This window comes from Undibacterium sp. GrIS 1.2 (assembly GCF_040544435.1).
Classification (GTDB): domain Bacteria; phylum Pseudomonadota; class Gammaproteobacteria; order Burkholderiales; family Burkholderiaceae_D; genus Undibacterium.
In genome coordinates this window covers 47,828-73,724 of the sequence record NZ_JBEONP010000026.1, presented here as the reverse complement: position 1 = coordinate 73,724, position 25,897 = coordinate 47,828, and the positions used below count along the sequence as shown (strand labels likewise).

The 25,897-nt window shown below is 46.7% G+C and carries 18 protein-coding genes and 1 tRNA gene; 6 read left to right on the top strand and 13 right to left on the bottom strand.

Annotated elements, in window-relative coordinates; all coding sequences use genetic code 11:
- Nucleotides 1-559: 559 nt before the first annotated feature.
- From AAKU61_RS12820 to AAKU61_RS12810, 3 genes are all read right to left on the bottom strand, one after another.
- Entirely contained in the window at nucleotides 560-1,822 is a 1,263-nt protein-coding gene (locus tag AAKU61_RS12820) for a cyanophycinase (protein ID WP_354332765.1), read from the bottom strand.
- Nucleotides 1,823-1,937: 115 nt separating this feature from the next.
- Nucleotides 1,938-4,661, bottom strand: coding sequence for a TonB-dependent receptor (locus AAKU61_RS12815; protein ID WP_354332763.1), 2,724 nt, complete (start codon nucleotides 4,659-4,661; stop codon nucleotides 1,938-1,940).
- Between the two features lie 218 nt (nucleotides 4,662-4,879).
- Complete coding sequence (locus tag AAKU61_RS12810) at nucleotides 4,880-5,863, bottom strand: MurR/RpiR family transcriptional regulator (protein WP_323492259.1); 984 nt, start codon at nucleotides 5,861-5,863, stop codon at nucleotides 4,880-4,882.
- A 357-nt stretch (nucleotides 5,864-6,220) separates the two neighbouring features.
- On the opposite strand from AAKU61_RS12810, the gene AAKU61_RS12805 reads away from it, so the two are divergent.
- Both AAKU61_RS12805 and AAKU61_RS12800 read left to right on the top strand, forming a co-directional pair.
- Nucleotides 6,221-7,384, top strand: a complete 1,164-nt coding sequence (locus AAKU61_RS12805; RefSeq protein WP_354332761.1) for a succinylglutamate desuccinylase/aspartoacylase family protein — start codon at nucleotides 6,221-6,223, stop codon at nucleotides 7,382-7,384.
- A gap of 185 nt (nucleotides 7,385-7,569) precedes the next feature.
- Nucleotides 7,570-8,961: a YfcC family protein gene (locus tag AAKU61_RS12800; protein ID WP_354332759.1), complete on the top strand. Its 1,392-nt coding sequence runs from the start codon at nucleotides 7,570-7,572 to the stop codon at nucleotides 8,959-8,961.
- Nucleotides 8,962-9,302: 341 nt separating this feature from the next.
- Here the strand turns inward: AAKU61_RS12800 and AAKU61_RS12795 are convergent, their stop codons facing one another.
- On the bottom strand, nucleotides 9,303-9,875 hold the full coding sequence (locus AAKU61_RS12795) for a flavodoxin family protein (protein ID WP_323492256.1): 573 nt from the start codon (nucleotides 9,873-9,875) through the stop codon (nucleotides 9,303-9,305).
- 95 nt (nucleotides 9,876-9,970) lie between these two features.
- Nucleotides 9,971-10,672 carry a pirin family protein gene (locus AAKU61_RS12790; protein ID WP_354332757.1) on the bottom strand — a complete coding sequence of 234 codons (702 nt, stop codon included), beginning with the start codon at nucleotides 10,670-10,672 and terminating at the stop codon, nucleotides 9,971-9,973.
- A 140-nt stretch (nucleotides 10,673-10,812) separates the two neighbouring features.
- Here AAKU61_RS12790 and AAKU61_RS12785 point away from each other — a divergent pair, with 140 nt between their 5' ends.
- Complete coding sequence (locus AAKU61_RS12785; protein ID WP_354332756.1) at nucleotides 10,813-11,730, top strand: LysR family transcriptional regulator; 918 nt, start codon at nucleotides 10,813-10,815, stop codon at nucleotides 11,728-11,730.
- 23 nt (nucleotides 11,731-11,753) lie between these two features.
- Nucleotides 11,754-12,752 carry a tRNA glutamyl-Q(34) synthetase GluQRS gene (gene gluQRS / locus AAKU61_RS12780; protein ID WP_503012613.1) on the top strand — a complete coding sequence of 333 codons (999 nt, stop codon included), beginning with the start codon at nucleotides 11,754-11,756 and terminating at the stop codon, nucleotides 12,750-12,752.
- A 6-nt stretch (nucleotides 12,753-12,758) separates the two neighbouring features.
- Here the strand turns inward: gluQRS and AAKU61_RS12775 are convergent, their stop codons facing one another.
- The 3 genes from AAKU61_RS12775 to rpoD all read right to left on the bottom strand — a co-directional run bounded on the left by AAKU61_RS12775 (nucleotide 12,759) and on the right by rpoD (nucleotide 16,776).
- Nucleotides 12,759-14,273 carry a DEAD/DEAH box helicase gene (locus AAKU61_RS12775; RefSeq protein WP_354332752.1) on the bottom strand — a complete coding sequence of 505 codons (1,515 nt, stop codon included), beginning with the start codon at nucleotides 14,271-14,273 and terminating at the stop codon, nucleotides 12,759-12,761.
- Nucleotides 14,274-14,280: 7 nt separating this feature from the next.
- Nucleotides 14,281-14,358, bottom strand: a tRNA-Ile gene (locus AAKU61_RS12770).
- 174 nt (nucleotides 14,359-14,532) lie between these two features.
- Complete coding sequence (rpoD, locus tag AAKU61_RS12765; protein WP_354332750.1) at nucleotides 14,533-16,776, bottom strand: RNA polymerase sigma factor RpoD; 2,244 nt, start codon at nucleotides 16,774-16,776, stop codon at nucleotides 14,533-14,535.
- Here rpoD and AAKU61_RS12760 point away from each other — a divergent pair.
- Nucleotides 16,763-17,341: a hypothetical protein gene (locus AAKU61_RS12760; RefSeq protein ID WP_354332748.1), complete on the top strand. Its 579-nt coding sequence runs from the start codon at nucleotides 16,763-16,765 to the stop codon at nucleotides 17,339-17,341. The genes rpoD and AAKU61_RS12760 overlap by 14 nt on opposite strands.
- A gap of 264 nt (nucleotides 17,342-17,605) precedes the next feature.
- Here AAKU61_RS12760 and dnaG read toward each other — a convergent pair whose 3' ends face one another.
- From dnaG to AAKU61_RS12740, 4 genes are all read right to left on the bottom strand, one after another.
- Nucleotides 17,606-19,399, bottom strand: coding sequence for a DNA primase (dnaG, locus tag AAKU61_RS12755; RefSeq protein ID WP_354332747.1), 1,794 nt, complete (start codon nucleotides 19,397-19,399; stop codon nucleotides 17,606-17,608).
- A 38-nt stretch (nucleotides 19,400-19,437) separates the two neighbouring features.
- On the bottom strand, nucleotides 19,438-19,887 hold the full coding sequence (locus tag AAKU61_RS12750) for a GatB/YqeY domain-containing protein (RefSeq protein ID WP_354332745.1): 450 nt from the start codon (nucleotides 19,885-19,887) through the stop codon (nucleotides 19,438-19,440).
- Between the two features lie 176 nt (nucleotides 19,888-20,063).
- A complete protein-coding gene (gene rpsU / locus AAKU61_RS12745) occupies nucleotides 20,064-20,276 on the bottom strand; it encodes a 30S ribosomal protein S21 (RefSeq protein WP_005877634.1) in 213 nt (70 codons plus the stop codon).
- Nucleotides 20,277-20,592: 316 nt separating this feature from the next.
- Nucleotides 20,593-21,843, bottom strand: coding sequence for a BaiN/RdsA family NAD(P)/FAD-dependent oxidoreductase (locus tag AAKU61_RS12740; protein WP_354332742.1), 1,251 nt, complete (start codon nucleotides 21,841-21,843; stop codon nucleotides 20,593-20,595).
- Nucleotides 21,844-22,534: 691 nt separating this feature from the next.
- Here AAKU61_RS12740 and AAKU61_RS12735 point away from each other — a divergent pair.
- Entirely contained in the window at nucleotides 22,535-24,778 is a 2,244-nt protein-coding gene (locus tag AAKU61_RS12735; RefSeq protein ID WP_354332740.1) for a TonB-dependent receptor, read from the top strand.
- Between the two features lie 111 nt (nucleotides 24,779-24,889).
- On the opposite strand, the gene ybiB is transcribed toward AAKU61_RS12735, so the two are convergent.
- A complete protein-coding gene (ybiB, locus tag AAKU61_RS12730) occupies nucleotides 24,890-25,897 on the bottom strand; it encodes a DNA-binding protein YbiB (RefSeq protein WP_354332739.1) in 1,008 nt (335 codons plus the stop codon).

Sequence of the window (25,897 nt, the reverse complement as noted above, 5' to 3'; positions counted from 1 at the left end):
GGCATACACGAGCAATATGTGAAATGCGATTACCAGCCCTATCCCGAACACCTTCTTGCCCGGCTCTTGCTGGTGATTTGAAAAATCCATACCTACCATCCTCCTGTTACCACATTTACAAAAATATGCTCCTCTGAATTTAATGCTTAATTAAATGCAAAAAACAGAGTCGAGACCACATTACGAATTATTATGCACTACTATGACTTCTAAACTGCTAACAAACTATGCATCACTTATTTTTCGCTAGCGACGAATTAGTTTGTGCTTTAAAAAACGAAGAGCATCGTTCATTTTTTCAAAATTTGCAAGCATCAGAGTAGACTTATCAAATCTGATATCAGCTATTTTTATGATCATTGAAACTTTTGCTACGAATGCAAAACACACACTTTAAAAAATCAATAGTGTAGCAAAATTACAAATTTAATTATTATTAAACCAGCTCATAAAATTAATTACCTAGTGGGAATAAATTAAGATGTAATTTTATTACAGAAATAAAAGAGTAAAATAACTCATTTTTTAGAAGAATACCACGTCTAATCGAAAAAAAAGCTCATTTATATCGATATAAAGGCGTTTGCATTACGATAGGTCGAATATCCATCCGAATATTCATTACCGTATAAGCGTCAGAGCCTAGCGCGCTAGAAAAGTAACCCTTACTTTCGGCAGTCTTACTGAACGTAAATTCAAATCCAGCTTCTGCATTTGGAGCTTCCGGATCACCAAAAGCAAGCGCTTTTGTCTGAAGTTGCTTATTATCAATTAAATCCTGCATCAAATCTACTATTGTCGTGTTTCCTAATATGTCTGGATAAAATTTCTTCTCTACATTGTAAGGATTTGCAGGATCTACTACTCCTTTTTGCTTTTCTTTTGAAGTGATTAAAACCTTCGTTTGCAGGTTATAACGATCGCCACGATCCAGATAACTTATTTTTACGTTAGTGATATTAAATGCATTCAATTGAGCGTCGGATATTGCCTCGCTAAGATCCATCAGTATTGCGCCTTTATATCCCAGGATTTCGATATCTGCCCTACCCCGCACAATCATGGCGGTATTTTCATCAATCCCCAAACCTAGTTTGTAATTTTTTTTCAGCATTAACGGGATCATCCGCGCAAACCTGCCGCGAATAATCAAATGCTGATCAACAAACACTTGGTCGCCAATAAATCCAAGGCCAGGTGCGATTTCTTTTCCCTCATTTACGCCAAACTGCAAAGTAGGTAAAACGGCCTTGGCGTCATAAAACATCGTGCTACTCATAATTGCCGCTCCGGCGCTAGAACCAGCAATGACGCCCCCTCGGTGATACACATCCCAAATAGCCTCTAATGCTGCGCTCTTGGTACCATCTGGCTTAACTAAAGCTTGCGTGATTCGCCCTTGATCTCCACCAGAAAAATAGACTCCGCCAGCGGCACGAATTTGTGAGGCTACTGATGGATCATTCGCGACCTTTTGATAATCTGACCCCTTGAGCCTGATCGCTAACGGCACCACAAATGCGCGGGCACCATAACGGTTTAAGGTATCTGCTATATTTTTCCCCGCATTTTCGGGATTGGCAGCAGCAGCCGGGATCACTGCAATTTTGGCGCCCTTGCCACCACTTAAAGCGACTATTTTTCCCCACACTACAGCATTATCAGTGCGCAAAGCACCGCCAATAATCACCAGCGTGCCTGCTGCCTCCGGCTGGGCTGGGTCTAGCCTGGTTTGGGCATGCACCATACCAAAAGTAAGAATAAAGAAAACAATACTGATGCGTTTACATTGACGCAAAAAAAATAACAACAAATTACTCATGAGAATAAATCCACTGAAAAATCATCTAGCGATACATCGCTGCGTCATACGTCATAAAGATAGAAAAATGGGGAGGCATACAGCATGCCACCCCACTTTTAAATATGACTTAATGTTATTTAAAAGCGTAATTCACTGAAGCATAAAAGAAGCGTCCACGTGGATCCGTGTAACTAGGATCATAGCCCGCTAAGAAGCTATACACCTGGTTAGAGCGCGGCGGATTGGTATCTAACAAGTTTTTGATACCTACCCGGAAGCTGGTCGCATTAGACAACTTATAGCTACCACTCATATCCCACAATGCATACGAACCAACACGACGTACCGAACCATCTGGATTAGGATTTTGATCTTGATAGCCTTGATAGAACGTCTGCTGCACAGTAGCACCCCAAGGACCGCGATCAAAATCAAACGTCAAGGTATGACGCCAGCGTTGAACTACTTGAGTATCCGTGAACACGCCAACACCATTGATTTCTGGACTCGCGTTAGTAGTTTTAGTTTTGTAATCGAATACATAAGTGCCGTTTAAAGACACAGCAAACTTACCGATATCGTTTGCAGGCAAACGCCAGTTCACATTCAGATCTATTCCTGAGGTATCTAAGGTACCGATGTTATGCGTACGGCCATCGACCGACACAATCGCACCAGGAATCCCAGGCAAAGTTGGGTCAGCAGCAGCGCGCACCACATATGCCGAGTTATGCGTAGGATCACTAAAATAAGCGCCCTCGTTAGCTAACAAAGTATCGGACTTCTGAATGCGCCAGTAATCAATCGAGGTCGTCAAAGTACGCATAGGCTCAAACACAAAACCAAACGAGTATTGCTTGGATGTTTCTGGTTTCAAATCAGCGGTACCGCCTTTGATCAGATTAGGCTGGATACCACAGTAATCAGGATTTTTTGTGTTATCAATCGCCCCGACTTTGATACATCCCAAAGGATCGTTATACACACCACTGGTTTGCCCTACACGTGCCGGCTCATGCAAATCAGTCAGGGTCGGTGCGCGGAAACCAGTGCCATAAGAACCACGGAAAATGATTTCTTTAGTTGGATTCCAGCGGATACCGACTTTAGGATTTGTGGTTCCACCGACGTCGTTATAACGATCATGACGGAGTGCGAATTGTGTCTCCACATTTTTTAATACTGGGAAATTAAACTCAGCATAAATCGCCTTCACGTCACGGTCACCACCATAGGCAGCCGCAGCACCATCACCACGGATTTCACCCGCAGCCAATAAAGCAGAAGGAGTGAAGTCTAATTTTTCACGGCGATATTCTGCACCAACTGCAACTGCGGCTTTACCACCCGCCATATCAAACAATTCACGTGATGCTTTGGCATCTAAGGAATCGGTCGTACCACGCGAATGACGCGCCGCATCACTAATTTTTGCAGCATTTAACAGTGCCAGGCCATCGGCACCAGAAGGTCCAAACGGATTAATTTTTCCGCTCAGAAATGCAGCATTAAACAAGGAGGTACGAACATATCCATTGACGTATTTATCATCGACAGTGCTAACGCTATGGTTCAATGCGGTGTCGTAATCCCAACCGGCAACGCTACCTTTAGCGCCCAATACGATACGCTGTGCAACGGCATCGACTTCATTCGTACGCGGACCTGCCTCGCTCAAACGCAAACCTACGCGCAAAGGGGTTTGATTAGTGGTGATTAAACTGCTTGGATAATAAATCCCACCCGCGCTTGGTAATGGATAATTAAGATCGCTGACCGTCAAAGGACTGATACGGTAGGTAGTCTTGGTATCGCTGTGCAATACCTCTGCGAATAAAGTCGTGTCGTCATTCAAGGCATACTGGCCGCGCGACAACAGAGAAAAACGTTTGGATTCAGGGAAAATCTCTGTGTCGTGCATATAGTCATACAAACAGGCCTGACTACCGACAAAACTACCTGGCGCATACACTGTTGATGGCGGATTACAGTTTGGCGCGCTTGGGTTTAAGCGTGAGCCAGTTGCACTGCCGCTTGCTTTAGTACGACGCACGTTTGCCGGATAAGTATTAGAGCTGCTGACGTCCAGATTAATATCTGGTTGGTAGGCAGAACCGATCCAGTCTCTTTGTGTAGAACGTAGACTTTGACTATCTTGCACGTTCACCACGGCCATAACGTTGTAGCGATCTTTAGTCAGGTCACCCAAACCGCCTGATAAGGTCACAATATTTTTACCTGCACCACCATGTTGGGTACCACCGGTATAAGCAGAGACCTCAGCGCCCTGATAATCAGGACGCGTGATAAAGTTAATGACGCCACCAATCGCATCCGTACCATAAATTGCGGATGCACCATCCTTCAACACCTCAACGCGAGAAATCGCTGCAGCGGGGATGGAATTTAAATCGACACCAGAAGAATTACCCGGCGATGCAAAGTTTGCGAGGCGACGGCCATTCAACAAAATCAAAGTTGAAGATACGCCGATACCGCGTAAGTTGGCGCCATTAAAGCCGCGCTGTGTTCCACCGTTATCACTAAAGCTGGCACCGTCAGTTAAGGCAGCTGCACTGGCGGATATTTTGCTCAACAATTCGGCTGCGGTTGTCACGCCGCTTTTATCAATTTCAGCACGGGTCAAAATTTGCAAAGGCATCGCAGTTTCTGCATCTAACCGCTTGATAGACGATCCAGTGATTTCTACTCGCTGTACTTTGGCTGCATCAGCCTCCGCTTGTGCAAACGCGGAAGGACTGACACAACCCAAGACCGCCGACAAACCTAAAGCGTAACGAATAGATAAAGCAATCTTCGTTGGCCTGATCTGTATTTCTCTACTTTTATTTTTCATTTTCACTTCCCCTCACAATGTTTTTTACAAGATAAAAAATCAAACACTCAACGCACTAACTCCAAAGGACTAACCCAACATTTGAATCACAAAAATACTGAAGCACTTATAAGCTGAGCACCAGTGCACCAAAATTTTTAGACAGCAGTTCACCCTGGCTTTTTAAAAGCCATTTTTTTCAACTCCGACCGGGATTAAATAAAACTGCTGTTTAGGTCCTAGTCAGATTCTGATTTCTTCTTCTTTCTCATTGCTAGCTCCTTGCTACTGCTTTTGGAGTTCGCGTCAGATCCATGTAAATAAGCGGATAAAGCCTCGGTCAGCTTCATCGCCTTTTCTACATTCTTACGATTGGATACCATCAGACTGCTGACTAAAGCTTCGATCAGCGCGATGGCCGCAATGGAACTACTTGGCAAAACCGGATGAGTACTCGGTGCCAATAATAAAAAATCGCCGACTGCCGCCAATGGCGACGCGGTTGAATCGGTCATGGATACGATGCAGGTGTCATGATCACGCGCGAATTGCGCTAACTTGATGGCGTCATTGGCATAGCGCGGAAAAGAGATCAAGATCAGGACATCTTTATCAGAAATACTAGCCAAATGTCCGGCAGCAACCTCGGTACCCCCATAACCCACCACCTCAACTACATGCGAGCAAAATGGTTGTAAATGCAGCGCTAACATCCCTGCCAGATGCGCACTTAAGCCAAAGCCCATGACGTAGACCGTGCGCGCTTTGACTAACTTACTCACCACCTGGTTTAAGACCTCAATCGACAAGTTTTGTTTTGTCGCATCCGTATTGGCTAATGCGTATTCAAGACTGGTAATCGCAGGATTAGTCTCTTGCGTGCGACGCTCGATGGTATTGCGTAATTTCTCTACTGGCTGAAATACACTTTGCAAAGTCTCCGCCACTTCATTACGCATCGCGGCATAATTGGAGAAACCAATATCGCGGGCAAAGCGGCTGATCGTTGCGGTCGATACCTGGCAACTTTGCGCTAAATCTTCTATACCCAAGGCAGTTACTCTGACCTGATTGCGCAACAAATAATCCGCAATGCTTTGATATGAAGACGATCCCTCAGTCAGGGTCTTAATTAGTATCTTGCCGAGTTTGGATTGCGCAAAAGCAACCTCTGGCGTAGCTGCCTCGGTATTGACTACATTTGGGGTGATCGACTTAACCATAAGGATTTTTCAGTCTAAATAAAACAGGGACTACATCATACAAATAAAAAATCACATCAAGTCTTATTTGTATTTCAATTTTGTTTAAAACATTTTTGCTGAAATGAATCGTATATCTGATTTTGAACAAACTCAACATTATTTGTAAATTTTTTTGCATAACTTCATTTTGTGTAAAAAATACGTCATAATGATTTCAATTGATTACCGCCTGTTCGCGCTTTGTTTATTTTTTCATCAAGGTTTTACAGAACTCTTGAAAAAATAGACCATCTAAAATGAGATCCGCCTTTGCATCTGAAAAATTAGCATTGTCCAAAAATACAACCTCTACGTAACCACACCAATTAAAACAATATGGAAATCAAAACTCACCTGCTAGAAGCGCGCAGCATCGGCACCCAGCGTCAATTTGTCAGCTATCACTTTGGGCAAGCCGCCAGCAATGATGGAAGCAATAGTACAAACGATACGAGGGGCGTACAGAGGTCGCTAAAAACCTACATCCAAGCCTCTTTGCATGCGGACGAAATTCCGGGCATGCTGGTGGCACATCATCTGCGCGCGCGGCTAGAAGCCTTAGAGGCAAATGGAAAAATTCGGGGTGAGATTGTGCTGGTACCGCTAGCCAATCCGATTGGTCTGGATCAGGCGATTCAAGGTGAGCCATTTGGGCGTTTTGATCTGGCCTCGGGCATCAACTTTAATCGCGGCTACCGCAATTTGATACCGGTATTGCGCGAGAGCTTAGCTACGCTACTCGGAAGTGACATCAATAAAAATGTCAGCATCATCCGTGAGCAAGTGCTCTTGTTGTTGGCGCAATGGCAACCGGCGACCGAGGCGGACTCTTTACGTAAAACCTTGCAATCATTGGCATGTGATGCTGACATCGTTCTGGATTTGCACTGTGACAATCAGTCTGTAATGCATTTATATACCGGCACACCAGTCGCCGGAGAGGTGTTACCGCTGGCACGCTATCTGGGCGCGGAGGCAATGCTACTCGCTACCGAATCTGGCGACGATCCGTTTGATGAAACCTGTGGTCGGCTCTGGTGGGAGCTGGCGAACCATTTTAAAGATCAATTCCCGATTCCATTTGCCTGCGTCCCGGTCACAGTCGAACTACGCGGAGAAGTCGATGTCGCGCATGAGCTGGCAGAGCAAGATGCCGATGCCTTAATTGCCTACCTCGCTTACAAAGGGCAGCTCGACATTGCAACGCCACCTCTGCCCGCCGCATTTTGTGCACCGACGCCGTTAGAAGCCGTGCTACCAATCGCCGCGCCGCATGCTGGCATGCTGGTGTTCTCAAAAAGACCGGGTGACATGGTGCAACAAGGCGACATCATCGGCGAGGTGATTGATCCGATTTCTGGCAAAACAACCCCGCTCATCGCCAAAGTCGGTGGAAAAATGTTTGCCCGCACCGCCTACCGTTATGTACAGCGAGGAATGGCGATTGCGAAAATCGCGGGAACTGTGCCGTTCCGGACAGGGAAATTATTGTCGCTGTGAAGTTAGCGCCAAAGTTAGCTTGGAAGTTGACTTTAAAATAAGTTCAGCTCATGTTTCAAGCACAATGAATATACATACTCTCACCATGTATATTTTATTGTCCATATAATTATTGGACTATGAGGCATATTTTAAATAAGTAAGGGGGAGTATATGAATATTCGCCAGTATTGGAGATACAAAAAATGAAAAAACTCAAACTCCCCAACACCTTTGTGCTGCTGTTTTCTCTATTGGCCTTGATTGCGCTGGCAACCTGGCTAGTGCCCGGTGGCAAATACGATACGCACGTCGTCAATGGCAAAACCTTGATCGATCCTGCCACCTTCCATTACATCACCAGCAATCCGCAGGGCTTTGTGGCGTTGATGATGGCACCAATCAAAGGTTTTGTTGAGGCGGCGCTGATCATCGGCTTTGTGCTGATTGTCGGCGGTGCGTTTGCCGTGTTGCAAAAAACCGAGGCGATCGATTCTATGATCAAGTCGGTGGCAAAGGCGCACACCAATTCTGCATTCATCCGGGCGATGATTATTCCGGTGTTTGTCACCATGTTTTCGCTCGGTGGCGCGACCTTTGGCATGAGTGAAGAAGCGATCCCGTTCATTTTGATTTTTATCCCGCTGGCATTGGCCTTGGGATATGACTCGATTGTGGGAGTCTCGATCCCGTTTATCGGATCGCAAGTCGGCTTTGCTGCGGCATTTTTAAACCCGTTTAATGTCGGCATCGCGCAGGGCATCGCCGGTGTGCCGGTGTTTTCTGGCTTGCAGTACCGTGTGATTGTGTGGGTGATTGCTACCACCCTGACCATCGGCTTTTTAATGTGGTATGCCGCGAAAATCAAACAATCACCAGAGAAAAGTCCGACCTTTGAACTTGATCAAGAGAAAAGAAAAAGTCTCAAGCACGATGAATTTACTCACTTCACCGGTGTCACTGTCACGCATAAATTAGTCTTGCTGCTATTTGCAGCCTCGTTGGGCGTCATGGTGCTGGGCGTCGTCAAGTATGAGTGGTTTATTAATGAGATTGCGGCATTGTTTTTAGTCATGGCAATCATCGTCGGCGTCGTCGGTAAATTAAGCTCGGACGAATTTATCGAGGCATTTTTGCAAGGCGCAAAAGATCTGGTCACCACTGCGCTGGTGATTGCCCTGGCACGCGGCACCATGATCCTCGCCCGCGACGCCCATATCATCGACACCATGCTCCATGGTCTGATGCCATTTGTGCAGTCAGCCAGCCCGGTGTTTGCGGCGCAAAAAATGTTTCTGATCCAAACCGTGATTAACTTTTTCATCCACTCAGGTAGCGGACAAGCGGCGCTTACCATGCCGATCATGGCTCCGCTGGCGGATTTGGTCGGGGTAACGCGGCAAACCGCGATTCTGGCTTTTCAATTTGGTGAATTTACGACACCGATGATCCCGACATCTGGCATTACCGTCGGCGTACTGGCCTTAGCACGGATACCCTGGGCAACCTGGGCAAAGTGGATGATCCAGCTGCAATTAATGTATCTGGCACTGGCATTGTTGCTGCTGATTCCACCTTGTCTGATGTATTGGCAATAGGCTGAGAATGGCCGGCCAAAGCGGTAGATTTAATTCGGAATTTATATATACTCCCCTTTATTTTTTACAAATATACCGTATTGTCCAGAATTTACATGGACAACTATAATATACAGGGTAGGAGTAATTATATTAAGCCTAGGTAGTACTCTCATCAAAAAAAGAAGAAGCCTGCCAATTTTCATTGAGCAGGCTTTTTTGGCGCTAAAATGTTGGCGTGTCTGCTGATTGATCAGATTGCTTCACTTGATGGCTTAACTTCGTTGATCAACTCCGCTAGCCATCCTTCTGCCGATTAACAAAAATCAACGCAAATCAACTCATCTATCGCAGCCGGATCATTACTTAGTGAACCGTGCCGCCACTTCTGCAATACGCTTACCAAATAATTTTGCGGTTTCCAAATCGCCTGGCAACGGACCTTCTTCTGGCGAAGAATCAGACGGTGATTGCGTCATTAAGCCAGAAGAGCTGGCCAGATAATTAACGTCATTACGCTGCGCTGCCTTGCTGTTGGATGGCATCAATCCAGTACCAGCCCAGATCATGGAATGCTGTTGCGACAAGGTGAACAGGTAGTGAAGCGTCGACAGTTTGTCGCCATTCATGCTGGCAGAATTGGTGAAAGCACCAGCGATTTTATCTCGCCATACTTGTGAATACCAAGGCTTGGACGTGGCATCGGCAAACTTCTTAAACTGCCAGGAAACCGTGCCCATATAGGTCGGCGATCCAAAGATGATCGCATCAGCTTCTGCCAGACTGGCCCAGTTGGCATCAGTGATATTGCCTTCTGCATCAATCGCAATCAGTTCTGCTGCTGCACCTGCCGCTGCGGCACCTGCATGGACTGCTTCTGCTGCTTTTTTAGTGTGGCCATAACCTGAGTGGTACACAATCGCTACTTTTTTCATGGGAGTTCCTTTTAGTTATTTAGTTATTTCGTTATTTCGTTATTTCATTCATCAGTCATCGCGTCAGAATATTTTTATCCATCGGCTCAGCCAAATTATTTTGGTAAATCAAACACCAGTACTTCTGCCTGCTTTCCCGCTTCCAACTGCACTAATTCTTCTTCACGCAATTTCACCGCATCGCCCGCTGACAACTGCACGCCGTTGACAGTCAGTTGACCGCTTGCCAGATGGATGTAGGCAAGGCGATCTTTCGATAAGATCAAACTACTCGCCTGCTCGCCGTCAAACAGACCAATGTACAACCGTGCGTCTTGACGGATTTTAATGGAATCATCCGCACCATCGGGCGACACGACTAGACGCAGGCGGCCCGCTTTGTCTTCCCGACTAAAATGTTTTTCCTCATACGCTGGTGTCGCGTTAATCACGGATGGCTGTATCCAGATCTGCAATAAGTGCGTGGGATTGTCTGGCGATGGATTAAATTCAGAATGGCGAACACCTGTTCCGGCGCTCATGTACTGCACATTACCCGGGAGAATGGTACTGCCATTGCCCATGCTGTCTTTATGCACAATCGCACCTTGAAGCACGTAGGTAATAATTTCCATATCCTTATGACCATGCGTCCCAAACCCCATTCCGGCCGCGATATGATCGTCATTAATCACGCGCAAAGGGCCATAACCCATGTGTGCAGGATCGTGGTAATCGGCAAAGGAAAAACTGTGATGAGATCTCAGCCAGCCGTGTTCGGCATAACCGCGTTGTTCTGATTTATGGACTGTCAGCATCGTATTTTTAGGGTTAGTGGAAACCCTACCTTATTCAAATAATTGATATGATGTGGTGCAATATATACCTGCCAGAACCTGAATATAAGGGGAATATTTTCTACTTCTCGTTCAGTATTTTTGTATAAGAATAATTCACCATGAATTTAACTCTCGAAGCACTGCAAATTTTGGATGCCATCGACCGCAAAGGTAGCTTTGCGGCAGCAGCAAGCGCCTTAGATAAAGTGCCTTCCGCCATCACCTACAGTATCCGCAAACTGGAAGATGATCTGGACGTGCTGCTATTTGATCGACGCGGTCACCGCGCCAAGCTAACTACGGCCGGGCAAGAATTATTGACGCAAGGGCGGCATCTATTATTGGCGGCAGAAGAGCTGGAACAAAGGGTCAAGCGCACCGCAACAGGCTGGGAGGCGGAGTTGCGTATCGTCATGGATGGCGTAATTCAGTTTGAACATTTTTTGCCACTGATTCAAGAATTCCAGCACCAGGCCTGCGGCACACGCTTAAGAATTTCTCAAGAAACCTTGTCCGGCGTATGGGAGACACTGCTCGCCGGTCGGGCAGATCTGGCGATTGGTGCCGCTTACGATGGACCAGATACCTTGCGCATGCATGGCGAATATCAGACTCAGACCATGGGCAATATCGATTGGGTCTTTGCCGTTGCAGCCAAACATCCGCTGGCAACAGCGCCGGAGCCATTGACAGCGACCGTCATACAAAGCCACCGGGCAATCGCCGTCGGCGATACGGGGCGCAATCTGCCATCGATCAATGCGGGACTTCTGGCGGGCCAGGATACGCTGACAGTTCCCACATTGCAGGCAAAATTATTAGCGCAAATAGCGGGATTAGGTTGTGGTAATTTACCGCACAAGCTTGCGTTGCCACATCTACAATCTGGCGCATTGGTAGAAAAAACTTTGCAAGAAAACAGACTCACTGGCAATAACCACATTGCGTGGCGCAGAAACGACAAAGGAAAGGCGCTACAGTGGTTTTTACAACGATTAGCTGATCCGGTGGTACAGCGCATGTTATCGGGCAGCTGACGATGGTGACTAGCTTGAATAAGTTGAATAACTATGTCGGACGTTTTGCCCCCTCCCCCACGGGCGCCTTACATATGGGGTCTTTAGTGGCGGCAATGGCGAGTTACTTAGACGCAAAAGCCCACGATGGAAAATGGCTACTCAGAATCGAAGATTTAGACTTTGACAGAGATGTCAAAGGCGCCGATTTAGCCATTATAGAACTACTGTGCCGATGCAAAATGCAATGGAACGATGCCATTGAATGGCAAAGCCAGCGCACCCATTTATACGAAACCGCTTTCCGGCAACTAGCCCCGATGATTTATCCCTGCAGCTGTTCGCGTAAAGAGATTGCTGATTCGCGGCGTAGTTCTCGCACTTCAACTTTAACTTCAATCCCAAATTCAACTTCAACGCTACCGTCAACCTCACGATTTGGTTTAGTGATTTATCCGGGCACTTGCCGTGCAGGTCTGGCAAACAACAAACCCGCCCGCGCCTGGCGCTTGCGGGTGCCGGATGAAGATCAAGGTCTGGTGACATTCACCGACCGATGGCTAGGTGAAATCAGTCAAAATATTGCGACCGAGGCCGGTGATTTTGTTTTAAAACGCGCGGATGGTTTCTGGGCATATCAACTCGCTGTGGTGGTTGACGATGCGGCGCAAGGTGTAACTCATGTTGTACGCGGTGACGATTTATTAGACTCGACGCCGAGGCAAATTTATTTACAAGATTTGCTGGGATTGCCGCATGTGCAGTATTTGCATATCCCGGTGGTTGCCAATGCCAATGGTGACAAACTGTCTAAACAAACTGGCGCGCAAGCGATTGATGTCAGTGGCAGCGAACGTGATGTACTACGTCAGGCTTTACTACCAGCTGCAGAATTATTGGGATTAAAAATCGAGACCCAACAATACGGAGACACCTTGGAAGAATTTTGGCATGGCGCTGTTACAGCATGGAGACAATTACTGGAACAGCGCGAGAGGATTAGAACTGAGTCGGAACCAATTTGGAACCAAGTTAAGATTTAATGGCAATCAATCAGGCCGACGCAGACCGCCAAGCAATGCCGCTTTTTTCTGCGGTTTGGCTGCTGTTTTATTTTCACTCGTTGCCGCTACTTTGATCGACGATGCACTAGGTTCGTAAGGCTTTAAAAACCAAGGATCGACTTTTTCTCTTGGTGGATTAAAACTACGTGCAGGACGATCGAATGACTTTTCGGCCGTTCTGTCTATTGATCTACCTGCTGATCTGCCTTCTACATTATCCGTTGATTTTTCAGCCGCTCTATCGCTACTGAATTGACGTGGTTTACGCTCCGCTAATTGCTGTGTCTGCGCGACAAAACCTGCCAATTGTACTTTGACGATTTTTTGCTTGATCAATTTTTCAATATCAAGCAGCAAGCGCTCATCTTTATCTGTGTGCAAAGAAATCGCATCGCCAGTCGCACCAGCACGGCCAGTGCGGCCAATCCGATGGACATAATCTTCTGCGTTATACGGTAAATCGTAGTTGATGACGCAAGGCAGTTCGGCGATATCTAAACCACGTGCGGCCACATCGGTCGCTACCAGCACTTCAACTTCTCCACGTTTGAATGCATCCAAAGCAGCCATGCGCTCTGCCTGAGATTTATCACCATGGATTGCTGAGGCTTTTACACCTTGTTTGACTAAATGCACGGCCAGACGCGAAGCACCAATCTTGGTATTGGAAAAAACGATTACTTGTTTTAAACCACGCTCGCGGATAATGAACGAGACCGCGTCGCGCTTCTCTTCCTCAGCCACTTTATACAAAATTTGTGTGACGTTATCTGCAGTTGCATTGCTGCGTGCGACCTCGATCATTACTGGATTGCTTAAAAAACTGGCAGCCAGTTTTTTAATTTCTGGCGAGAACGTAGCAGAGAACATTAAGTTCTGACGCTGCTTTGGCAACAAATTAATGATGCGTTGCAGATCAGGCAAAAAGCCCATGTCTAACATACGGTCCGCTTCATCCATGATCAGGATTTGCGTCTGCGATAAGTTAATCGTTTTCTGCTGAATGTGATCCAACAAGCGACCAGGTGTCGCAATCACAATCTCAACACCGGCACGCAAGGCAGCTGTCTGTGGCGCCATATCCATACCGCCAAAAACGACCGTAGAACGCAGCGGAGTATGGCGCGAATATGCCTGAACGTTTTCGGCAACCTGATCAGCCAGTTCACGCGTCGGCGTCAAAATTAAAGCACGTACGGGATGACGAGCTGGCGAGGCACTGGTACTCGCGTGTGCTAATAACAATTGAATAATCGGCAGCGAGAAGCCAGCAGTTTTGCCAGTACCCGTTTGTGCAGCACCCATCACATCGCGGCCTTGCAATACGATAGGAATTGCCTCAGCTTGAATCGGTGTGGGGTGTACGTAACCTTGATCAGATAAAGCGCGCAAAATCTCAGGCGACAGTCCGAAATCTTCGAAACGTATGGTAGGTACAGAGGGGGCAGAATCTACTACAACGGTAGCGATCTGCTCAGGATTGGACTTGATATCAGTCATTGTATGATGGTGGGCCTCCCGTGAGTCGAACACGGTACCAACGGATTATGAGTCCGCTGCTCTAACCAACATGAGCTAGAGGCCCAATTCTTTCTGCAAGCTAAGCTGCTTAAATCTGACAAATATCCGTGTAAGAATCTTTATCAGGGTTATGCAGGTATCGCTTTAACGCTGTCACCTGCAAATTGTTGAATTCAAAAAAAAGCTCAAATTCAAACGCAAAACAGGCGTCGAAAAAACCGACGCCAATTGTATTACATTAATTACCTTCTAGGAAGCTTTTCAGCTTATCAGAACGTGATGGATGGCGTAATTTACGCAATGCCTTGGCTTCTATTTGACGAATACGCTCACGTGTTACGTCAAACTGTTTACCTACTTCTTCTAAGGTGTGGTCAGTGGACATCTCAACACCAAAACGCATACGCAATACTTTAGCTTCACGCGGGGTCAATGAATCCAATACATCTTTAACGACATTACGCATAGATGCGTGCAACGCTGCATCTGCCGGTGCCAATGTATGATTGTCTTCAATGAAATCACCCAGATGTGAATCATCATCGTCACCGATCGGTGTTTCCATTGAAATCGGTTCTTTAGCAATCTTCATGATCTTGCGGATTTTATCTTCCGGCATTTCCATCTTGATTGCCAACGTCGCTGGATCTGGCTCTACACCAGTCTCTTGCAAAATCTGACGTGAGATACGATTCATCTTATTGATGGTCTCAATCATGTGCACCGGGATACGAATCGTACGCGCCTGATCCGCAATAGAACGGGTAATCGCCTGGCGAATCCACCATGTAGCATAAGTAGAAAACTTATAACCACGGCGATATTCAAACTTATCTACCGCCTTCATCAAACCGATGTTGCCTTCCTGGATCAAATCTAAGAATTGCAAACCACGATTAGTATATTTTTTCGCGATAGAAATCACCAGACGCAAGTTGGCCTCCGTCATTTCACGCTTGGCTTTACGTGCTTTCATTTCGCCAGCAGACATCTTTTTATTGATGCCGCGTAAATCAGGCAAAGGTAAAACTACCCGTGCCTGCAGATCGATCAGCTTTTGCTGGAGCTGCTGTACTGACGGTACATTACGACCCAAAATAGCGCTGTAAGAATGGCCGGCATTAACTTCGCCTTCAACCCATTTCAGGTTGACTTCATTACCTGGAAATACTTTGATGAAATGACTACGTGGCATGTTGCAACGGTTAACTACTACTTCCAGAATCTGTTTTTCTACATGGCGAACTTCATCCACTTGACCGCGCAAAGTGTCACATAATTTCTCAACGACTTTAGCGGTAAAACGGATGCCCATCAATTCGTTGGAAATCGCTTCCTGCGCTTTGATGTAGGACTTTGAGTTGTAACCCTCTTTTTCAAAGGATTTACGCATCTTGTCAAAATTGGTGGAGATGATATCAAATTTAGCTAAGGAGTCACGCTTCAATTGTTCTAATTGCTCGGCGGAGATAGCAGCGGCACCAGCGGCGCTTGCCTCTTCATCTTCCTCTTCCTCCTCTTCCTCTTCTTCCTCTTCGTCCTCTTCCTCTTCTACCACGACTACAACAGGCTTTTCTTCTTCTTCGACTGCGTTGGGATCAACTAAACCATCAACCAACTCGTCAATCTTAATCTCGTCATTACGAATACGCTCTGCTGAAACCAGAATCTCAGCAATCGTTGTCGGGCAGGCAGAGATCGCCTGAATCATGTCCTTCAGACCTTCTTCGATTTTTTTGGCGATGACAATTTCGCCCTCGCGCGTCAGCAACTCAACCGAACCCATTTCACGCATATACATACGGACAGGATCAGTAGTGCGACCGAAATCAGAATCAACGGTAGACAACGCCGCTTCAGCAGCAGCCTCAACCTCGTCGTCATCGCTGGTAACGGTAACTACGTTATCAGACAGTAACAATGTTTCAGCATCTGGCGCACGTTCATAGACGGCGACGCCCATGTCGTTAAAAGTACCGATGATGCCTTCAATTGCTTCAGGATCGACCACGTTTTCTGGCAAATGATCGTTGATCTCGGCAAAGGTTAGATAACCACGATCCTTACCTAACTTGATCAAAGTTTTCAGCTTTTGGCGACGACGCTCTAACTCTTCTGCGGTCGCTTCTGGATCGGCAGAGAAGGCATCTTTCAGCAAAGCTTTTTCTTTTGCTTTGCGATCCTTCGCCTTGGCTTTGTCGATCGCTTTCATTTCTGCGCGCTCAACAGCATTCAGCGCAGCTAAATCTTCATTCTCAGGCTGATATTCTTTTGGCTTACGACCGCGACGACCTGGCACTTTAACACCAGGCAAAATATAGCCTGAGGTGTCAATTGCAGCCAACACGGCAGCATCCGTAGTCTGGCTAACAGCAGGCGCAGAACCGGACTTGATTTCCTGAATTTCAGGTGCTTTGTCAGCCTTTGCTGAATTCTTAGTTGGTTTAATCACTGTCTTTGGATCGGTCTTGTTAATTGTCACAGAAGCTTTCAATGGTGCAGTTTGTGGCTTGTCCGCTTTTTTGCCCGCCGGCAGATCAGAAGCGTGCTTATTTGAGTCTTTTAATGCGTCTTTGGATGAATCTTTAGATGCGCCATCAGCCTTCGCTACTGGCTTTGCAGTCTTGCCCGTCGCTTCCTTAGATAACGCTTTAACGCTCGCCTTGGGTTCATCTCTTACAATATTCCTGGCTTTGGATTTATCTACAGCAGTTTTAGTTGCGTCCAGCTTAGCCACTGCTTTTATCACTTTAGGTGCTTTAACATCTTTCGCAACCTCTTTTTTTGCCGGCATTTTTACGGCCGTCTTAGTCACTACTTTTGTTGTTGCTGGCTTAGTTTTACTAGCCGAAATTACAGCCTTAGTAACTGCAACTTTAGGGACAGACTTTGCCGGAGCCGTTTTGGCCACCACTTTTTTTGCTGCTGAGGATATCGGAGTGTTCGCGGGTTTCTTCATTGCTTTAGCCATTGAATCAAACCTACCAGAACAGAGGTGGCAATCTAGTTCATATAAAAAGACAATGATCATCCGTCAGATCAATTGATCTGTACGAAGAACTACACCCTTTTCTATGTCAGACTACCCGAGTCTCAGCGCCAGTATTTTGGGTTACTCGGAGGAGCATTACGCTCACCTAAACAACACATTCTAAGCAGTTCTAAAACCTCTCCGCTCAGAATGAAACAACCTAAGACCTTGAATCGAAAGCTTTTAATTATACCACGAGCATAGGCTTTACTCTAGCCCCACCGTATTTCAGTTCAATTTTATTGAGCAAAAAATAGGCAACGCCATGCTTAACCAAAGATCATCGCACTGCCACTTCTGCCACAGCCTGGCGACGCAAAGCCTCTTGCAACTGCATAATTTCACGATAACGGGCAATATCAACCGCATCACGCAAACCTGATGCAGCCAGCGCCTCCATCTCCGCCTTTAATACCTGAAACCGCATTTGCCGTATTGCACCCGCCAATTCTTGCTTTACCACGTCAATATCGGTTTCGGTTTGCTCGGCTATTTCTGCAATCAAGGCATCATAGTCTGCACCTGTGGTCCGTAAATGCTCAGCCAAAGCCGCAAAATTGGCCTGCTGCCCCATGGTTTGCGCCACCAACACCAACTGCGTCAACATCTCAGCGCCATCGGGCGCAAGTTGTGCTGCATCAGCCAAAGCTGCCGCATCAAGCAATAAAGAGAGCGATGGGTGGGCAACTAAAATCCGCATGATTTGTCGCTCCAGACCAACCGGAGCACTGCGCCTACTTTTTGGCGGCGCAATTTTTATACGCGATACAGGCTGAGCCAATTCAAACAATGCTTCAATTTCTGACGGTGTGGTCTTAGTAACTTGAGCCAGGCTACGCACCATTTGCAAACGCAAACCAGAAGGCGGCATTTGTTGCAACAACGGCTTTGCATCAAACTGGACTTTTGCCCTCCCCTCAGCCGTAGATAAATCGCTATCACCAATCACTTCTTTCATGAAAAACTGTGACAGTGGCATCGCATCCTGAACCTGCTGAGCAAAGGCATCATTTCCTAGCTCGCGGATATAACTATCCGGGTCGTGCTCCGTCGGCAAAAATAAAAATTTAATGACTTTATTGTCATTTGCATGCGGCAAACAAGCATCCAGCGCGCGTCTGGCAGCACGACGTCCAGCACTGTCCCCATCAAAACTAAAAATCACATGATCAGTCTGACGCAACAATTTTTGCACGTGAGTTGGTGTGCAAGCCGTACCCAAGGTCGCTACTGCTTGCGGAAAACCCATCTGCGCTAACGCCACCACATCCATATAACCTTCGGTGACAAGCACATAACCCGCTTCACGTATCGCTTGCCGCGCCTCAAACAAACCATACAGCTCAAAACCCTTTTGAAATAGCGGCGTTTCAGGTGAATTCAAGTACTTCGGCTCACCTTGCTCCAAAATACGACCACCAAAACCTATAACTTGCCCTTTAGTATTGCGAATTGGAAACATGATGCGATCACGAAAACGATCATAGCGCTTGCGTCCACCACCCTCTTCTTCGCTTTTATCGATTACGAGACCAGCCTCAACCAAAGGCGGCGCTGCATAATCAGGGAAAACTGCGCGCAAGCCATCCCAGCCATCTGGCGCATAACCCAACCCGAAACGAGCGGCGATCTCCCCCGTCAAGCCACGCTTTTTCAGGTAGGCAATCGCCCCTTCGGCGCTACGCAATTGTGTACGGTAATGATCGCAGGCTTTGGTCATCACATCAGTTAGCGCCAGACTTTTTGCCTGGACTTCTGCACGTTGCGCAGGAAGTAATTTATCGTCTTCCGGCACTATCATACCGTTGCTTTGCGCCAAGTCTTTGACTGCGTCGACAAAGCTCATTCCCGAATATTCCATCAAAAATCCAATGGAAGTGCCGTGCGCACCGCAACCGAAACAATGATAAAACTGCTTAGTCGGGCTTACCGTAAAGCTAGGAGATTTCTCGTTGTGAAACGGACACAATCCCATGTAGTTTGCGCCGCCTTTTTTCAACTGCACGTACTTACCCACCACATCGACAATATCAACGCGGGCGAGCAAATCCTGAATAAAGGTTTGAGGAATCAAAGCGGCAAACTAAGTGACAAAGAGCAAAACAAGAAATATCAACGAGACAACAAAGCTGCTTTTACCAAACCAGAGACCACCGTCATATCAGCACGGCCCGCCAATTTCGGCTTCAATATTGCCATCACTTTACCCATATCCTGCGCACCAGTTGCACCACTCGCGGCGACAGCGGCGGCAACTTCTGCCTGCATTTCTGCATCAGTCAAACCAGCGGGCATATAGGCACACAAAATAGCCAGCTCTGCTTTTTCGATATCTGCCAAATCCTGGCGATTCCCGGCCTCAAACTGTGTGATGGAATCTTTGCGCTGCTTAATCATTTTTTCTATGATGGCGAGCACCAATGTGTCGGTCAATTCAATTCGCTCATCCACTTCTTTTTGCTTCATGGCGGCAGTAATCAAGCGTATCGTGCCCAGCTTTGTCATCTCTTTGGCACGCATTGCTGATTTCATGTCTTCGGTAATTTGATCTTTTAAGCTCATGGAATTTCCTGACGATAGAATAAGTACAAAAAATTGACTTAACTCCGCTTAGCTAAGTGCGATTTAATGCAAATTGATAAAAACAACAAAGCCCGCTGCGTATTACCGGAGCGGGCATGCTAAAGCCAAATACTAATGCAATTTTTGAATGGCACTGCTAGCAGCACCAAACGAAATTAATACATCTTTTTAGGCAATTGCTGACTACGAATGCGTTTGTAGTGGCGTTTTACTGCGGCTGCCAGCTTGCGCTTGCGCTCGGCAGTTGGCTTCTCGTAAAACTCGCGTGCGCGCAATTCGGTCAACAGACCGGTCTTTTCGATGGTGCGCTTGAAGCGACGCATAGCGACTTCGAACGGCTCGTTTTCTTTAAGGCGAATTGTGGTCATTTAAGTTCGGAACCAATGAAAAATTTATAGGAAGAACGAGATAATAGCAGAGTTTTTAGGCGTTTGGAAGTAGCTTGATTAAATCTTACGCAATCTTGTGCAAAAAAGTAATCGTAAACCTGCTTTACTGGCATTACCAAAACTCAAAAACCACATCGTAAAATTCAACACTTTAGGGAGTATGGTTAAAAACTATAGCTATCGTCCAGATATCGTCTGGACAAATAAAAATACAGTAGGCAGTACCTTAGTCCGATAAAAAACAACGCCAGTCTTTTATTATTAAATCAAACTTTATTCGAACCTGCTAATCCTGCTAATCAACCGCATTACCCGCAGCAACGCCCGATGCCCAGGCCCATTGGAAGTTATAGCCGCCTAGCCAACCAGTCACATCAACCGCCTCGCCAATAAAATATAAGCCAGGAACATTCTTCACCATCATGCTTTGCTGCGACAGCTCGCGTGTATCAACCCCGCCGCGCGTCACCTCAGCTTTACGATACCCTTCCGATCCGTTCGGGATTAATTGCCAGCGATTAATGCTGTCACCCACTTGGCGCAGGCGCTTGTCGCTCATATCCGCCACTCTGGCATCGCCTGCAAAACCATTTGCGGTCAGCAATCCATCCACCAGCCGCGCAGGTAAATGCTGCGCCAGATGATTGGATAAATTTTTCTTAATGCTAGCTTTGCCGGTGATTAGCTCCTCCGCGATATCAATTTCTGGCAGCAAATTAACGGTAATAGATTGTCCTGCCTGCCAGAAACTAGATATCTGCAATACCGCTGGGCCAGACAAGCCGCGATGGGTAAACAATAAATCCTCACGAAATACTGCTTTATTCTTTTTCTCGCCTGTTTCTATATCAACTTCCAGCGAAATACCAGATAAGGGTACAAACGGCTCCCACGTTTTGGCATCGAACGTCAGCGGCACTAATGCTGGACGAGGCTCGACAATTTTCAAGTCAAATTGCCTTGCGATTTTGTATGAAAATTCGGTTGCGCCAATTTTAGGAATCGATAAGCCACCAGTCGCAATCACCAGCTGCTTTGCTGTGATAGCGCCCTGCTCGGTCTGAATCAAGAATCCATCATCAATATGCTGGACCTCAAGAACTTTGCACGGCATGCGCCATTGCACCTTACCGGCATCGCATTCCGACTTCAGCATAGAAATAATGTCCTCTGCGCTGTTATCGCAAAATAATTGCCCCTTATGTTTCTCGTGGTAGGCGATGTGATGGCGTTTGATCAATGCCAAAAAATCTTGCGGGGTGTAGCGCGATAAAGCGCTTTTACAAAAATGCGGATTCTCAGATAAGAAATTATTCGGCCCCGCTTGCATATTTGTAAAATTGCAACGTCCGCCGCCAGAGATACGGATTTTTTCTGCCAACTTGCTGGCATGGTCAACTAGCAACACTTTTTTGCCACGCTGCCCGGCAACGGAGGCGCACATCATGCCCGCTGCGCCTGCGCCAATGACGACGACATCATATTGTTTGCCAGGGGTACTGGATATGCCGGAGGGCTTGGGTGTGATGCTGACGGAGTCGTTCATTTTTATTTTCTTACTTAGATAGTAGAAGCGATTACATAGAAGCCGTGATTGTAGCCGATGAGCAAGTCAGTCACGGACAAGCCAATATACTCCCCATCATTTTTATGAAAAATCTCTTGCAGACCAATGATTATATAGACAATTAAAAATACATCCTTCCAGTATATTGATTTAACGCAATTGAATGAATGATCACTAAGCTCGCAAAATCAGAAAAACGCCCTTTGACTTTGTTAAAAACATGTCCGTAATTATTGTTCGCGCAAGTCCCCGCTATTCTTTTTTAAAACACGTTTCAATATCAGCAAGATGGCCTCATAAGATTCCCGCATACCAATATTCTGTTTTAAATCCGCAACGTAATTTACACATATTGACGAAATTTGAAGACAAGATTAACTAAATCTTGACTTGACTTACGCAAGAAGAGATAACAGAAACATCGGTGACGCAAACGATTGCGCTGTCGGTCACAAAATCAATGTAACGAGTTCGATAACGACGCTTTAAGCGAATGTGTAAAGACACTATTCACACGCTGCTTTGAACACTCATTCAATGGGTAGATGCCCTCCCCGGCCTCCCGATCTGATGCGATTTAATCTGATGTAAATGTAACTCGGTAGATGTAACTCGATGTGACTTGATCTGACTTGATGTAAAAATTATTTAACCTGAAGGATGAAATCAAATGCCTAAACCGACTATTAAGTTAAGCCTGCTCGCGATCGCTGTTGCGACAGCTTTCCCGATGCACGCAGCTATGGCGCAGACCGCGCCTGCATCAACCGACGCCAAAACTGATCCGACTAAATTGGAAACAGTGATCGTTACCGCCAACCGCCGCTCAGAAAACATCAAAGAAGTACCGATGTCGATCTCTGCCATCAAAGGTGAGGCACTCGATACTTACAACGCAGCAGGTATGGATATTCGCTTCCTCGCCTCCCGCGTGCCAAGTTTGAATATTGAATCGGATTTTGGCCGCACTTTCCCACGTTTTTATATCCGTGGTCTGGGCAATACTGATTTCGATTTGAATGCATCCCAACCAGTTGGTCTGATCTATGATGACGTAGTACAAGAGAGCCCGATTCTCAAAGGCTTCCCCGTGTTTGACGTTGATCAGGTTGAAGTTTTGCGTGGCCCGCAAGGTACTTTGTTCGGACGTAACTCACCAGCCGGTGTAGTAAAGTTTGAATCCACCAAACCAACCGGTGTCTTTGAAGGCTATGGCAATGCAGGCTTCGGTAATTATGGCGCGGTCAATCTGGAGGGTGCTGTCAACGTACCATTGAATAGCGATTGGGCATTGCGCGTTTCCGGACAATCCCAAACCCGTGATGACCGCGTGACCAATCCACGCTCGACCGGTACCAAGACACTGGAAGGTTATGACGACAAAGCTGCACGTATCCAGTTAGCCTACAAAAATAGTGGTTTCAGCGCTTTGTTTAATGTGCATGGCCGCGACATGTCCGGCAATGCCACCTTGTTCCGCGCCAATATCATTCAAAAAGGTACGAATAACATCGTCCCTGGTTTCGATTATTCCGTCTATCCTACTGACGGTATCAACAAGCAGACACTCAACTCCAGCGGCGCCAGCATGCGTCTGCGCTGGGATTTAGATGGCATGACTCTTTACTCCGTGACTGGTTACGACAAAGCCAGAGTGTATAGCCGCGCTGACGTGGATGGTGGTTATGGCGCTTCATTTGCATTGCCGATGGGGCCTGGATTTATTCCATTCCCGTCAGAAACAGCCGACGGCATTCCTGATTTGAAACAAATCACTCAAGAATTCCGGGTACAGTCCAATACCAAAGATCCGCTGCAATGGATTGCTGGTGTGTACTACTTTAAAGAAGATATCCAGGTCGATAGTTTTGACTACAACTCTTTAGCTGGCAATGTCCAAGATGGTTATGCCAATCAGCATCAACATTCCAAATCCTGGGCAACTTTTGGCTCGCTTAATTACGCTGTCAATGACCAGTTGAAATTACGCGGCGGCGTGCGTTATACCAGCGACAAAAAAGACTTTGATGCACAACGTTTTGTGACTCCAGGAGGCGGTGCAGGCACGGCACAACTGACAGCGCATCCTAGCTCTACTAACGTCAGTTGGGATTTGGGTGCGAACTATGCAGCTGATGCGCAAACCAACTTTTTTGGACGTATTGCAACCGGCTATCGCGCACCAAGTATCCAGGGTCGCGTTCTGTTTGGCAATGATATTTCAGTTGCAAACCCAGAGAAAAATCTGTCGTTTGAAGCTGGTGTGAAGAAGGACATTCTTGACAATACTGCCCGTATCAGCGCAACCGTATTCCAATACACCGTTAAAGATCTGCAATTAACCGCAGGTAGCGGCAGCGTCAATCAAAACAAACTAGTCAATGCAGATAAAGCAACTGGTCAAGGTTTTGAACTGGAACTGCAAGCTAACTTAAACCGCAATTGGAAAACCACGTTTGGCACCAGCTATAACGAGACTGAAATCAAGGATGCCAAATTATTCGTGGCACCTTGCGGTAACGGCTGTACCGTCACCAATCCTGCTGGCCCAGTTGCCGGTACAGTGCTCATCGGTGGTAATCCATTACCACGCGCACCGAAGTGGGTTGGTAACTTTACGCTGAAATACACGACACCAATTGGCAATGGCGATCTGTACGTATTTACCGATTGGGCATACAAAGATACTTACAATATGTTCTTGTATGAAGCAAAAGAATACACAGCGAAGTCTTTGTTAGAAGGCGGATTGCGTGTGGGTTACAAATGGGGTGACGGCAAATACGAAGTCGCTGCGTATGGCCGCAACATTACGAACAAGCAACAAGTCATCGCCGCAATTGACTTCAACAATTTGACAGGTATTTTGAATGAGCCACGCAGCTATGGTATTCAGCTGAAGGCCAATTTCTAATTGATTTAAAGTCTTTATAAAAATCGACTAGATGCTCGTCAAAAAAACGCCGGATTTAATCCGGCGTTTTTATTTGTGCAGCGACGATCAGTCACTTAACGATTCAAGCATTCAGGTATTCACCGTGCGCTGTTTCAATAATTTTGCCACCGAGATACAGTGCTCAAGCTGATCAGCAATATTCGCAGGGACAGGAATATCACCTGCCAATACCGACCTGATCCAGTGTGCCGTAGTTATAGCATCACAAGTCTCCGGCGTGTCGGGTAAGTCGCCAGACAAACTTTGATGTGTCTGTACCAATGTCGTACATTCACCGGCATGAAACCAATCAATCTGCTGCGCTCGACCGGTACTGGCAACCGTTTCTCCCTCAGTACCACGCATTAAAAATGCATCACCACGCTCATGCGGCGCACTATGAGAAAAATACTCGCGCAACATAATCTGATATTCGGGGTGGGTATAAGAGGTCAAGCGCAAGGCAGCGCTAGTGAATGGCTGTAAGATTTTCACCAGCGTGTGGGTAGAATTGCGCACACCAAGAATACGGCGCATCGCCAAGATGCGCGTCATCGCTGGCGACAAGACATTGATCGGCATAAAAGCTGGTTCTCGCTGTGACATCAAGGCTTCGGCCTCTGCAGCAGAAGTCGCTAACGGTTTACCAAGTGCCTGAAAAATCTCAGCAGTCGTCACGCGCCCGGCATCGGTTAAAACTCCATGTACCAATACTGGCACCCCCTGTCGCGCCAATAGCAAGGCCAGCAAAGGCGTTAAGTTTGCTTTTTTACGAGCACCGTTATAAGTTGGGATCAGCACCGGGGCGTAATCGCTATCGACTGGCGCGGTCAGACGGACTACAGCATATTGCGCAGCCGCCATAAAACCGGCAATCTCTTTGACCGACTCGCCTTTAATCCGCATCGCTAATAAGATGCCGCCCATTTCTAAATCTGAAACCCGGCCTTCCAGCATGGCGCTGTACAGCAGTTGCGCATCTTCTTGCGACATACTGCGCGCACCTTCCTTACCACGTCCGATTTCTTTGATAAACCGGGCTGCAGGGAAAGCCTCTTTATTAGAGGATTGATTGATAGAGTGATCTGTATTTGTCAT